This is a genomic window from Micromonospora sp. NPDC049662 (genome assembly GCF_040675055.1).
In the GTDB taxonomy this organism is placed as follows: Bacteria; Actinomycetota; Actinomycetes; order Mycobacteriales; family Micromonosporaceae; genus Micromonospora.
Genome location: NZ_JBFAOC010000034.1, coordinates 37,935 through 49,179, shown reverse-complemented (window position 1 = coordinate 49,179; position 11,245 = coordinate 37,935). Strand labels below are relative to the sequence as shown.

The 11,245-nt window shown below is 68.7% G+C and carries 14 protein-coding genes; 6 read left to right on the top strand and 8 right to left on the bottom strand.

The window, feature by feature from the left end:
• Nucleotides 1-12 precede the first annotated feature (12 nt).
• From AB0J36_RS23245 to AB0J36_RS23235, 3 genes are all read right to left on the bottom strand, one after another.
• A complete protein-coding gene (locus AB0J36_RS23245) occupies nt 13-1,125 on the bottom strand; it encodes a tetratricopeptide repeat protein (RefSeq protein WP_357395535.1) in 1,113 nt (370 codons plus the stop codon).
• 177 nt (nt 1,126-1,302) lie between these two features.
• On the bottom strand, nt 1,303-1,887 hold the full coding sequence (locus tag AB0J36_RS23240; RefSeq protein WP_357395538.1) for a dihydrofolate reductase family protein: 585 nt from the start codon (nt 1,885-1,887) through the stop codon (nt 1,303-1,305).
• Nucleotides 1,888-1,914: 27 nt separating this feature from the next.
• Nucleotides 1,915-2,433 carry a pyridoxamine 5'-phosphate oxidase family protein gene (locus tag AB0J36_RS23235; RefSeq protein ID WP_357395541.1) on the bottom strand — a complete coding sequence of 173 codons (519 nt, stop codon included), beginning with the start codon at nt 2,431-2,433 and terminating at the stop codon, nt 1,915-1,917.
• A 75-nt stretch (nt 2,434-2,508) separates the two neighbouring features.
• Between AB0J36_RS23235 and AB0J36_RS23230 the strand changes: the two genes are divergently transcribed.
• The 4 genes from AB0J36_RS23230 to AB0J36_RS23215 all read left to right on the top strand — a co-directional run bounded on the left by AB0J36_RS23230 (nt 2,509) and on the right by AB0J36_RS23215 (nt 6,198).
• Nucleotides 2,509-3,159 carry a winged helix-turn-helix transcriptional regulator gene (locus AB0J36_RS23230; RefSeq protein WP_357395544.1) on the top strand — a complete coding sequence of 217 codons (651 nt, stop codon included), beginning with the start codon at nt 2,509-2,511 and terminating at the stop codon, nt 3,157-3,159.
• A 177-nt stretch (nt 3,160-3,336) separates the two neighbouring features.
• Nucleotides 3,337-3,558, top strand: a complete 222-nt coding sequence (locus tag AB0J36_RS23225) for a hypothetical protein (protein WP_357121886.1) — start codon at nt 3,337-3,339, stop codon at nt 3,556-3,558.
• 7 nt (nt 3,559-3,565) lie between these two features.
• Nucleotides 3,566-4,123: a DUF6879 family protein gene (locus AB0J36_RS23220; RefSeq protein ID WP_357121883.1), complete on the top strand. Its 558-nt coding sequence runs from the start codon at nt 3,566-3,568 to the stop codon at nt 4,121-4,123.
• Nucleotides 4,120-6,198, top strand: coding sequence for a tetratricopeptide repeat protein (locus AB0J36_RS23215; RefSeq protein ID WP_357395547.1), 2,079 nt, complete (start codon nt 4,120-4,122; stop codon nt 6,196-6,198). Before AB0J36_RS23220 ends, AB0J36_RS23215 begins: the two co-directional genes overlap by 4 nt.
• A gap of 43 nt (nt 6,199-6,241) precedes the next feature.
• On the opposite strand, the gene AB0J36_RS23210 is transcribed toward AB0J36_RS23215, so the two are convergent.
• The 3 genes from AB0J36_RS23210 to AB0J36_RS23200 all read right to left on the bottom strand — a co-directional run bounded on the left by AB0J36_RS23210 (nt 6,242) and on the right by AB0J36_RS23200 (nt 8,233).
• Complete coding sequence (locus AB0J36_RS23210) at nt 6,242-6,709, bottom strand: DUF3592 domain-containing protein (RefSeq protein WP_357395551.1); 468 nt, start codon at nt 6,707-6,709, stop codon at nt 6,242-6,244.
• 227 nt (nt 6,710-6,936) lie between these two features.
• The gene (locus tag AB0J36_RS23205) at nt 6,937-8,085 is read right to left on the bottom strand and encodes a helix-turn-helix domain-containing protein (RefSeq protein WP_357395553.1); all 1,149 of its coding nucleotides are present in this window, start codon (nt 8,083-8,085) and stop codon (nt 6,937-6,939) included.
• Nucleotides 8,072-8,233, bottom strand: coding sequence for a hypothetical protein (locus AB0J36_RS23200; RefSeq protein WP_357395555.1), 162 nt, complete (start codon nt 8,231-8,233; stop codon nt 8,072-8,074). The genes AB0J36_RS23205 and AB0J36_RS23200 overlap by 14 nt, the downstream gene beginning before the upstream one ends.
• Here AB0J36_RS23200 and AB0J36_RS23195 point away from each other — a divergent pair.
• On the top strand, nt 8,232-8,666 hold the full coding sequence (locus AB0J36_RS23195; RefSeq protein ID WP_357395558.1) for a hypothetical protein: 435 nt from the start codon (nt 8,232-8,234) through the stop codon (nt 8,664-8,666). The genes AB0J36_RS23200 and AB0J36_RS23195 overlap by 2 nt on opposite strands.
• Before the next feature lie 154 nt (nt 8,667-8,820).
• Nucleotides 8,821-10,071, top strand: a complete 1,251-nt coding sequence (locus AB0J36_RS23190; protein WP_357395561.1) for a helix-turn-helix transcriptional regulator — start codon at nt 8,821-8,823, stop codon at nt 10,069-10,071.
• On the opposite strand, the gene cutA is transcribed toward AB0J36_RS23190, so the two are convergent.
• Together cutA and AB0J36_RS23180 are read right to left on the bottom strand one after the other, a co-directional pair.
• Nucleotides 9,992-10,321: a divalent-cation tolerance protein CutA gene (gene cutA / locus AB0J36_RS23185; RefSeq protein WP_357395564.1), complete on the bottom strand. Its 330-nt coding sequence runs from the start codon at nt 10,319-10,321 to the stop codon at nt 9,992-9,994. The genes AB0J36_RS23190 and cutA overlap by 80 nt on opposite strands.
• Complete coding sequence (locus AB0J36_RS23180) at nt 10,318-11,109, bottom strand: helix-turn-helix transcriptional regulator (RefSeq protein ID WP_357395567.1); 792 nt, start codon at nt 11,107-11,109, stop codon at nt 10,318-10,320. The genes cutA and AB0J36_RS23180 overlap by 4 nt, the downstream gene beginning before the upstream one ends.
• Nucleotides 11,110-11,245: the final 136 nt, after the last annotated feature.

Sequence of the window (11,245 nt, the reverse complement as noted above, 5' to 3'; positions counted from 1 at the left end):
CCTCCGGCGGGATCAGCGGGTACGCCGGACCAGCGCGCGGGCCCTTTCCGTGTCGGGATGGGTCGGGCCGTGTACGCGTTCGCACCCGGCCAGCGCGGCCCGCGCCGCGCTGCCGGCCCGCCGGTCACCCGCCTCGATGAGCAGTTGGGCGAAGAGCATCCGCATCTCCAGGGTTCCGGGATGATCGACGCCCCGGCCCCGCTCACTGTCCGGCAGCGTGTCGGCCAGCAACCGGATCGCCTCAGCCGGCCGCCCCGCCCCGGCGAGCGCCCTGGCGAGGGAGTGCCGGGCGTGCAGCGAGACACCGTCGGTGTTGTTGAGCGCGCGCCCCGCGTCGTCGGCGAGCGCCTGGGCCGGGTCGACCGCCTCGGCCGCCCGGCCGGAGTCGAGCAGGACGACAAGCAGGTTGCTGCGCGCCTGCAGCGTCACCGGGCTGGTGGGCCCCAACGTCCTGGTCATCCGTCGGACCACGTCCCGCAGGGCCCGCTCGGCGGGCTGGCTGTCGCCCCGCAGGTGTTGAAGGCCGGCCAGTTTCATCTGGCAGGCCAGGGTGTCCGCGTCGTCCCGGCCCAGCGTCCGCGCCATACCGTCGGCGACCCGCCGCAGCAGCGGCTCGGCCTCGTCCATCCGACGCAACTCGATCAGCAACCAGCCGAGGTTGTTGCCGCTGCGCAACGTCTCGGCGTCGTCGTCGCCCAGCACCCGGCGGCGTGCCTCGTAGACGTCCCGTTGCACCAGTTCCGCCTCGGCGTGCGAACCGCGCTGCCACAACGCGAAGGCCAGGCTGTGCTTGGTGCGCAGGGTGTCGGGATGCTCCGCCCCCTGCGCCGAGCTGCGCAACCCGACGACCTCCTGGTACACGGTCACGGCGTTGTCGACGTCCCTGGTACGCATCAACTCCTGCGCGTAGCGGTGTCCCGCGTCCAACGTCCGCGGGTCGGCCCCGCCGTACTGCTCGTGGAAGGCGTGGTACTGCAACCCGAAGGCCGTCGGACCACCGATGGTCTGCGTCGCCGGTGGACGACCGCCGCCGCTGACGGTGATCTCGATGACCGGGCCGGTCGGCTCCGGTCCACGCGGTGGCTCGTCGTCACGCTTACGGCTGCGGTTGAACCATCTGCCCACTGCGCGCACCTCCGGCGGTGTCGACAGCCTCACGGCCCGTCCATACAGGAGACCACGTGCGCGGGCACCTCGCCGACCCCAAGATTCGCGCGACTTCCCCGATGTTGCGGCATGCACGGTCGGGGATACCGCAACATCGGTGATCCCGCGACCTGCCGCCCGTCGCAACCGGGGCGATCAAGAAGTGGCGACGGCACCCGCCGGTCGGTACGTCATCAGGACGACCCCGGAGGCGAAGGGTTCGGCGGACACCAGCTCCAGTCGTACGGGCGGCTGACCGCTGTCGAACAGCGCCTTGCCCTGGCGGAGGAAGACGGGGTGCACGAGGAGATGGATCTCGTCGATCAGCCGGAGATCGGCAAGGGACCGGATCACGCTGAGGCTGCCGTAGACCACGATGTCCCCGCCGGACCCGCGCTTGAGCTCGGCGATCTCGTCGGGGTCGATACGGGCCAGTCTCCGGGTGTTGTGCCAGGTCGCGGTGTTGCCGGAGGCGGAGACGACGATCTTCTCCAGCGCGTCGACGCGCTGGGCATATCCTCGGACCTCGTCCGGTTCGTCGGGGTTCTGGGCGGCCAGCGGCCAGTAGCTGGCGAAGTCGGCGTGGGTGACCCGGCCCAGCAGCAGGCTGCCGGCGTTGTCCACCAGGCTCCGCTCGTACCGCTGAAGTTGCTCGCCGAACAGCAGCCAGTCCATCTCGTCGTCCGGACCGGCGACGAACCCGTCCAGCGTGGTCCACATCGACACGACTATCTTGCGCATACCCTCGTCCTTTGTGCTGGTTCGGGCTCAGTGACCGCCGCTGAGCGCGGCTCGGACGGGTTCGGGTGTCCGGCTCGGGAACCGCTGCTGGAAATCGACGAGTCCGACCCAGGTGGGGCGCAGGCCGATCCGGACCATCCGCAGGCCCGGCTTGTCGATCGCCTCCAGGTAGGCGGCACCCGCCTCGTCGCCCATCCCGGCGCGCTGGATGGTGGCGTACTCGGGTAGGACGCCGTCGACCTCCGTCAGGGTGACCTGCCCGCGCAGCATGAGCACCTCCGGAAGCCCGTCCGCCGTGTCGATACAGACGGCCACGTCCGGCCTGGCGCGCAGGTCACGGATCTTGTAGGTGCCGGCGAACGCGCCGACGACCAGCTCGTCACCGGTCCAGAGAAAGTTCACCGGGATCAGCCGGGGCGTCAGGTCCCGGCTGGTGTAGGCGAGGCGTGCCACGGGCGCGCCGAGCAGGCGTTGCGCCAGGGCGGTGTCCAGCAGCTTCAGATCACCTTGCGGCAGGTTTGCCGCCTCGGCGTTGGGCAGGCTCATGAGAGTCAACGTAGAGGGTCAACTCCTACAGAACAAGTGCAACTCCTAAATTAGGATCGAGGTAGGCTGACGGTCATGAGCGGCGTGCGTAGCTATGGGGATCCGTGCGGTGTCGCGCGTGGACTGGACGTCATCGGGGAGCGGTGGGCGCTGCTGGTGGTCCGCGACCTCCTGCTCGGCCCCCGGCGTTTCAACGACCTGCTCGGCGGCCTGCCCGGCGTGAGCCCCAACGTGCTGAGCCAGCGGCTGCGCCAACTGACCGAGCAGGGCGTCGTGCAACGGCGGGACCTCGGGCCGCCGACGCGGGTCCACCTCTACGAACTCACCGAGTGGGGCCGCGCCCTGGAGCCCATCCTCCTGCAGTTCGGGCGCTGGGGAAGCCAGTCACCGCAGATGCCCGAGGGCGCTCTGGGCGTCGACTCCCTGCTACTCAGCGTCAAGGCGTCCTTCGATCCGGCGCGAGCCCCGGAACTCGCCGGCACCTACGCGTTCCACATCGACGCCGACACGATCCTCGCCGAGGTCGCCGAGGACGCGGTGCAGATCCGTCGCGGCACGGCGCCCGACCCCGACGCGACGCTCACCACCGACATCGACACCCTCCGGGCCGTCTGCGGCTTTGAGATCACCCTCTCGGCGGCAGTGGAGTCGGGCGCGTTGCGCCTCACCGGCGACGAGGACGCCCAGCGGCGCCTCACCGACCTTCTGCTGACCCCGTTCACGTGATGAGGCCGACAAGCATCGCCAGTCGCGCCACGCCGGCCGGCGCCGGGCGACATCGGCGATGAGAGTACGCATCAACGGGCCAGACGCACGGTATCGGCTTGTTGGGCAACTACGCTGCGCACTACTCTCCTGACCGACAGCACTTGTCAGCCGTCCGCTTCTCTGATGGAGGTCACCATGAAGCTGACCAAGCTCTACAAGGATCCCGGCTCGGGTGGGAACGGGTGCCCTACCGTCTACCTCGGAGAGAGCGGGGAGCTTGTCGTTCAGGGGAACCTCATCGACGAGGACACCGTCGGCCAGCTGGAGAACGTTCTTCCTGGTGAAGGCGCGGTGCGGATTCCCGCCCAGGTTCTGCTCGGTGCCATTGAGCGCTACCGCCAGTCCGAGCAGCGGTGATCGAGCGTTGACCCGGTCGTTCACGTCCCTCGATGACGACGAGTTCAACCAGCTGTTCCGCGACTTCCGATACACGGCCTACCGGCTGGAGACGCTTCAGCAATACGACGTGTCGTACGAGCAGGACGAGTTCGCGCGGTTCCTGGCGGGTGAGACCCGCGGCGAGTTTCCGGGGATCGCGGCTTGGTGCGACACCGTGCGGGCGGCGGTGTCGGCGGGCAAGCGCATGCACCGGGTCCATGTCATCACCGAGCCGCTGTCGGATTACGTGCGGTTCGAGTGCGGCTGGGCCTACGAGCACACCGTCGAGGCAGGCGAGGACGTCCGCCTCATCGTGGTCTCCGACGACGACTGGCCGGCCGCGTTACCGCACTACGACTACTGGTTGTTCGACTCAACGCGGCTGGTGGCCATGTACTACGACGAGGAGGGGCGCTTCGTCTCCGGCGAGTTGGTCAGCGAGGCAGATCAGATCGTGCAGGCCAATCTGTGGCGTGATGCGGCCGTCGCGGCATCGGTCCCCTATAGGAAGGTCACAGACCAGCGACAGATCAAGGTCCCATGACTGATCGCTCGCCGACGGGGTGGCAGCGTGCGGGCCTCCAGCCGCCGCGTCAACTTCCCCGCAACGCGACCGGCTTCGTCAACCGCGAGCAGACCCTCACCCGCCTGGACGCGGCATTGCCGAGCGATGAAAACCACTCGGTTGCGGGCCTCCCGATGATCGTGGCTGCCATCGCGGGCGCCCCCGGCGTTGGCAAGACAGCGCTGGCCGTCCATTGGGCTCACCGAGCACGCAGCTGGTTCACCGACGGCGATCTCTACGTCGACATGCGCGGCTACGGCCCTGGTCCAGCCCTCGATGTCGGCCAGGCATTGGACACGTTGCTCCGCGCTCTGCACGTACCGGCGGAGCAAATCCCCACGGACACTGACGGACGTGCTGCCCTGTTCAGGTCCGTCCTGAGCGGCAAGCGCGTCCTGATCGTGGTGGACAATGTGTCCACCGTCGGTCAAGTCCGGCCGCTACTCCCGGCCACACCGACCTGCATGGCGATCGTCACCAGCCGCAGCCGACTTTCCGGCCTCGTGGCACGGGAAGGAGCGTCACGGATGACTTTGGACGTTCTGTCTTCTGACGAGGCAATCGCGCTGCTCAGCGACAGCATCGGCGGGGACCGCGTCGGCGCGGAGCCGCAGGCCGCCGCTGAACTTGCTCGCCGCTGCGCCTACCTCCCCCTCGCTCTGCGGATCATCGGGGAGCGCATCGCCAACTCTCCCCATGTCACCCTCGCGGAGTTCGTGGCAAATCTCGCCCTGGCCGAGCATCAACTTGACGCCCTCGCGGTCGACGATGACGAGCTTTCCGACGTACGGGCGGTGTTCTCGTGGTCCTACCAGACGCTGCCCACCGACACGGCACGGTTCTTTCGACTACTCGGCCTTCACGCCGGCTCCGACATCTCGGCGGCGGCAGCGGCGGCCCTCGCTGGCGTGAGTCTGCCCCGAGCCCGCAGTCTGCTCGACCAGCTCACGGCAGCGCACCTGGTGCAGAACCCCGCCCGCGACCGATACCTGTTCCACGATCTTCTCCGCGCCTACGCGCTCGAACGAGCACAGGCCGAGGAGACGCCCGAGCAGCAGCGCCAATCACGCCGCCGTGTCTACTCCTGGTATCTCTTGATGGCCGAAGAGGGCCGCAAGGTCATTCTGCCGTACTCGCATGCCGTGGACTTGGCCCCAGCCGAACCAGGCGTCGCCCTCGCCGCTCCACGCACGGTGGCCGAGGCGATGGCATGGTTCGAACGTGAGCGGCTGAACCTTCTGGACACCGTCCGGCAGGCCGACGATCTGGGAGAACTCGACATCGCCTGGCAACTGCCGGTGGTCAGCGACGGTTTCTTCGAACTGAGGTCGTACTGGGCCGACTGGCGCGATATCCACCTCATCGGCCTGCGTGCGGCACGCTCGGCCGGATCGCGTCTCGGCGAAGCCGCCAACCTCCGCTGCCTCGGCGACGCCTACTGGCGCACAGGGGAGCGCGCCACCGCGCTCGACTGCTATCACCAAGGCGTCGCCGCGAGCCGTGAGGTCGGCGACCACTGGGTGGAAGGATTTTGCCTTCGCGGCCTGGGCCTTATCCACGAGGAGCTTGGGCAGACCGACGAAGCCATGGAACTCTACCGGCAAGCGCGAGAGGTCTTCCGCCGCCACGACGTCACCCGAGGTGAGGGCATGTCGTTGCTCAGCCTCGGCAACGGGCACCGCGCACGAGGACACTTCGACACGGCCATCGCCCATTACCAGGAAGCAGTCGCCATCCTCGGCAGCATCAACGATGACTGGAGCGTCGCATGGGCCTCCTACCCCCTCGGCCTGGCGTATCAGCAGCTCGGCCGACTCGACGAGGCCCTGGAACGGCACACGCACGCCCTGGATCTGTTCCGCAGGTTCGACGACCGACGCTGCGAAGGACTCACGCTGGCAGCGCTTGGCGACACCCATCACGCCGCAGGCCAGCACGAAGACGCGCAACGCTGTTGGCAGCAGGCACTACAGATCCTCGATCCCCTGGCAGATCCCCATGCTGGTGTCGTTCGCAGCTCTCTCGCGCAGATCGGCAGCGACCAGAGCACCTAACCACGCTCGAGTGCCGTCGTAGCGCCGGCAGGCGTCGCGTCAACTACGCGGGGGCTGCCGCATGCCGTCGCCGACGCCGGTTGCGAAGCTCATGGGTGACGCCCCAGAGCCCGACGAACACGAGCGCTATCCCGCCGAGCGCGACCAGATACTCCGCCCCGTCTCGGGACACCCACAGCCGGCCCCGCTCCGGGGCATCCGGCGAGTAGAGGACCGTGACGGAGTCACCGTCGCGGTTGGGGGAACCGCTGCGGGTGACCAACTCCCAGCGGAGCACCTGCCGTCCATCGGGGACGGCGTACTGAAATTCGTAGTACGTCCCATGGCGACTCGCGCGTGGTGGCGTCTCAGATGAGCTGATCACCGTGGCGCTGGTGTAGACCTCCCCCGGCCACCCTCGATGATCCCAAACGATGGTGACGCCGAGACCGGTCACCAGGATTCCGCACATGATTGCCGTCAGTGCGGCCCGCAGCGCCGAGACACCAGTGGGATTGCGGTACTCAGCCATGGCCGAGAGGCTATCCGCGCCACGCAAGGGGTTGCGGGGTGGGCACGATCCCCAGTCCACCGGCTGGCTGATCGCCGGCGTGGCGCAGCGCCCGAGGCAACTCCCGATTGAGGCTGATGACTCTGAGGCATCAAAATACCGCTGAGTCATCAACCTCATCGGAGTACATAGAGGCCCGCCCTGGTGCGACAAACCCGCCGACCAGTCCGAACAGCTCGGTGGGGCGTTCAGCGGGTGAGGCCGACCAGCGTCGCCAGTCGCGCCACGCCGGCCGGCGCCGGCCGCGCCCGCGCACAATCGGCGATGAGGGTACGCGCCAGAGGCCGCCCCCGAACCTCGGCCGGCGCGACACTGTCCGCGTCGACCAGAGCGCGCGCCGCCCCGCGCAGGTCCCCGGCGTGCACGTACACCCGCGCCGCGTCGAGCAGGTAAGCGCCCCGATACTCGGCCGGCAACCACCGCCAGCCCTCCCGCCGCACCACGATCGAGTGCCGTCGTAGCGCCTCCACCGAGTTGTCCCGCGCGTTCGCCAGCAGCACCCGTACCAGCTCGACGGCGACCGGGCCGAAGCTGGTGCGATGCTGATCGTCGTACCCCCGAAGGTTTGCGGCGACGCCCGCGGCCCGGTCGGTCAGCGCGGCGGCGTGCCGGTGCTCGCCGCAGCCGGCGGCGGCGAGGGCGGCCTGGAGCAGCAGCGTCCCGCCCACGGCCCACTCCCCCGCCGACCGCCGCGGCCGGACGTGGTTCGCGGCGGCGAGCGTCGCGGCCAGGGCCAGGCGGTCACGGCGCGACGCGCGCAGCGCCTGCCCGACCGACACGGCCGCCGTCGCCGCGAGGACCGGGTCGTCACCGGCGACGCCCATCGCCCGGTCGGCGGCCAACCAGGCAAGATCGGCCTCGCCGAGTTTGACCAGCAGCGACGAGGTGATCCGGTACGCCGACACCAGCAGCTCCGCCGACCGCGCGCCCTGGGCGGCGTCGAGCAGACCCGGCAGCACCCGCAGCAACTCCCCGTAGTGCGCATGCTGATAGGTCAACCAGGCGTGCCCGACCTGCCCTCTTGCCTCTTCCGGCGTCTGCTGGGTGGCTTCCGGGGTGTCGTAGCGGGCGAGCGCGGCCCGGATGTCGTCCACCCCGTCCGGCGTGCCCGCCGGAGTGCTGGGCGGCTGGCCGAGCAGCGCCTCCGGTTCGACGCGCAGGACGTGGGCCACCTCCTGAATGACCGAGTACCGGTCCAGGGGGCGGACACCCCGCTCGATCTTGTCGACCCAGCTCTTCGACCTGCGCAGCCGGTCGGCCAACACCTGCTGGGTCATCTGCCGCCGTACCCGCCAGCTCGCCACCCGTCGCCCGATCGGGACGTCATCCCCTGTCACGCCGCCACCGCCGGTCCGGGACCGCGCGGGTCGTGTCCTCCACGGGTACGCGCTCCGCCTCGGCCTGCGCGAGAATGCGCTGCTTGGCCGCCTCCCGCTCGGCAGCTTCAGCCTGTTCACCCTTGCTCGTCGGTTCGTCGCCTGGCATGCCCACCTCCCTGACCAGTGGGTACGGCATCAGCTATCCAACGCCGTCACCCACCGTCATCGTCGATGCGGCATTCAGTGCCGTACCAGGCGAAACGCGTCCGTTACGGCGTAGCGGACAGGCGAAGGTGGTGACCCGTCTCGGCCACTTCACGGGCGAGTTCTCGGTAGGCTGCGGCAAGGGCGATGGCGTCTGCTGCCGCGAGGGTTTCGCGCGCCGCCGCCACGTCCCCGGCCTGCGCCTGCGCGACGGCGAGGTGCATCAGGTTGCGGCCGTGCCACTCCGCGCCGCTGGCTTCCTCACTGACGCCCGCGACGCCAGCCGTCAGCAGTTCCAGCGCGCGATCGTTCGCGCGACTGTCGGCAGCTCAGAAGCCAAGCCGCCCGCTTCGGTCGACTACGCGCTCACGTCCGATCAATACGACGCCAAGTAACGACTCAGGTATACGGGTGCTTCCGCCCGTCCGCGGACGACAATGCCGATAGTTCAGACGTGACGGCGACAGTCGGCAGCGTTAGCGTGACGGATGGCAATCCTTGACCCGCAGGGGTTGGAGAGCTGCCACCAGCCGACCTGGGGTGATCGCGATGACTGAAGTGTCGTTCTCGGAGCGCATGCGCCAGCTTCGCGGCCAGCGTGGTCTGTCACTGCGTGAGCTTGCGAAGCAGACCTACTACGGCAAGTCCTACCTGCACGAGCTGGAGACCGGCGCGAAGCCACCCACCGCTCATGTCGCCCGACACGTCGACGACGCTCTTCACGCCGGTGGTGAGCTGTCCGCACTGGCCGCAACGCGTCAGGGCATCCGCCGTCGTGTTTTCGTCGCCGCCGCCGGCGTTACTGCCGCACTCCCACAAACCCTGCTCGCCCACGGTCGACATGTCGGGAGTGGCACGCCTGGGCAGTTGGCCGAGCGAACGGCGAGATTACGCCGGCTCGACAACTATCTCGGTGGCGCTGACACCCGTCAGATGTACGCGGCCGAGGTGGAGACGACAACGCGACTGATCCAAAACGGCGTGTACGCAGAGCGCACGGGTCGGCGACTGCTGGCGGTCCTCGCCGAGCAAGCGCAGTTGGCCGGTTGGGCGGCGTTCGACGCGGGTGACCATCCCGACGCGGATGGCAATTTCCGGATCAGCCTTGCCGCCGCACGGGAGGCCGACGACAACGCGCTGATGGCAAACGCGATGGCATTCCTTGCGTACCAGCAACTCGCCACCGGGCGTCGGGGTGCGGACGTGGCCAGCGCGGCCTGCGAGACCGCCGGCACCACGGCGACACCACGGGTGCGGACGTTGCTGCACCTGCGGGCTGCCTGGGCATCCGCTGTCGCTGGCGATGCGCCGGCCGCCGACCGGCATCTCGGAACCGGTACGACCCTTCTTGCCGAGCGCGACGACCGGCCCGAGCCGGACTGGGTGTACTGGGTGGACGACACAGAAGGCGCGATCATGACCGGCCGCTGCCAGACCGTGCTCCACCGGCCGCTTCGCGCAATTCCGGTGTTGGAGCGCGCCTTGGCGACCTTCTGTGACACGCAGGCCCGCGACAAGGCGCTCTACCTGTCCTGGCTTGCTGACGCCTACCTGGACGCGAACGAGGTCGAGCAGGCGTGCCAGGCTGCGGCAAGCGCCGTCCGCCTTGCCTCCGGCGTCGGTTCCGTCCGGCCACAGCAGCGAATTGACGCATTCCTACGTCGCGTGGAGCCGCACGCAGGGCTGCCGTGCGTCGCCGATCTTCGGGCCCTCGTTGCGGCTATGCCTCCGCGCCCTCGACGGAACGACTCAACCACGCCAGGTACTCCGTCGAACCCTGCACGATCGGAACCGCACTGACCTGCGGGTTGGTCCACGGATGCTCGTCCAGGACGAATCGCTCCAACTGCGGATATCGCTCTGCTGTGGTGTAGAGCAGCACCTGCCACTCCTCGCCCGAGCCCTGTGCGCCGTGGTGCCAGAACACGCTGGTGACGGGACCGATCACCTGTCCGCTCGCGGCGAGCCGGGCGGCGACTGCCCCCGTCGCGAGCCGGACGCCGACCTCGCGTGTCTCGGTGGCCGTTGACACTTGGAGGTAGTCGCTCATCCGTTAAACCTTAGCGGCATCGCGACACGACTCAGACCATCCAGTAATGACAAACAGAAGCATTGTCTGTGTGGGCTGTTCGGAGACAGCCCGGCTGCGGACAAGCCCTGCCGGCCGATACGCTGAGAGCCACCGCCCGAGGGATCGTCTGGGACGCTCGTCGCCATTACTGTTCGCGCCGTGAATCTCGTGATCGATGAGAGCAGTCGCCAGATACGCGAGTTCGTGTGCCACTGCTGCGACACGCGGCGGACCGGACCTGGGCCAACATCTACGAGGGCGACATCGCATTCGCTGTCTACTTCGCGAGCTGCTATCACCACAACGGGGTTCACGAGGCCTGGATCGATGCCATCTTGGGTACCTGGGGCCAGCAGGCCCGGGAGCATGCGGGCCATGGCCGGGTAGTTGCACGAGTTGCGGAGCTGATCGGCTCGGGCGATCTCGGCTGCCAGGCGTTCCGTTGTGTAGGTCGGCTGGCGGCGCTCGCCGTCCTCGATCTCGATCAGGGCCGAGCAGATCGCCGGCACGCACTCGGCGGCGGCCTCGCGGGCGGGGTATCCGGGCTCGGTGCCCTGGCCGAGCAGGTCGGCCACCGTGACCTGGAGTGCGGCGGCGAGAGCAACCAGAGTGGAGCGGCGGTCGACGGTCTTCCGACCCGACTCGACCTGCGATACGTACGACTGGGTGACGCCAGCAAGCCCGGCAAGGACGGCCTGGGTCATGCCACCTCGACGCAGCCGCCAGTACCGAATCCTGGCGCCGATGGTGTCCGGCTTCTTCGCCATGTCTGCGGCACCTCCGGACAGAGGACTGGATTGCGGTGCGGAACCGCTGGCCCTGCAAAGTTGGACGGTACACCCGGAGAGCGCTGCATCGGTGACGCTGAGTGCCATCGCTTCGGTTCGCTCGGGTCGCCCGGCG

Bases quoted from the DNA above. Each gene is read 5' to 3' on its own strand.
- AB0J36_RS23210 (WP_357395551.1), bottom strand. From the start codon at position 6,709: ATGGCTGAGTACCGCAATCCCACTGGTGTCTCGGCGCTGCGGGCCGCA.
- AB0J36_RS23200 (WP_357395555.1), bottom strand. From the start codon at position 8,233: ATGCCAGGCGACGAACCGACGAGCAAGGGTGAACAGGCTGAAGCTGCC.
- AB0J36_RS23215 (WP_357395547.1), top strand. From the start codon at position 4,120: ATGACTGATCGCTCGCCGACGGGGTGGCAGCGTGCGGGCCTCCAGCCG.
- AB0J36_RS23235 (WP_357395541.1), bottom strand. From the start codon at position 2,433: ATGAGCCTGCCCAACGCCGAGGCGGCAAACCTGCCGCAAGGTGATCTG.
- cutA (WP_357395564.1), bottom strand. From the start codon at position 10,321: ATGAGCGACTACCTCCAAGTGTCAACGGCCACCGAGACACGCGAGGTC.
- AB0J36_RS23180 (WP_357395567.1), bottom strand. From the start codon at position 11,109: ATGGCGAAGAAGCCGGACACCATCGGCGCCAGGATTCGGTACTGGCGG.
- AB0J36_RS23230 (WP_357395544.1), top strand. From the start codon at position 2,509: ATGAGCGGCGTGCGTAGCTATGGGGATCCGTGCGGTGTCGCGCGTGGA.
- AB0J36_RS23195 (WP_357395558.1), top strand. From the start codon at position 8,232: ATGCCCACCTCCCTGACCAGTGGGTACGGCATCAGCTATCCAACGCCG.
- AB0J36_RS23225 (WP_357121886.1), top strand. From the start codon at position 3,337: ATGAAGCTGACCAAGCTCTACAAGGATCCCGGCTCGGGTGGGAACGGG.
- AB0J36_RS23240 (WP_357395538.1), bottom strand. From the start codon at position 1,887: ATGCGCAAGATAGTCGTGTCGATGTGGACCACGCTGGACGGGTTCGTC.
- AB0J36_RS23190 (WP_357395561.1), top strand. From the start codon at position 8,821: ATGACTGAAGTGTCGTTCTCGGAGCGCATGCGCCAGCTTCGCGGCCAG.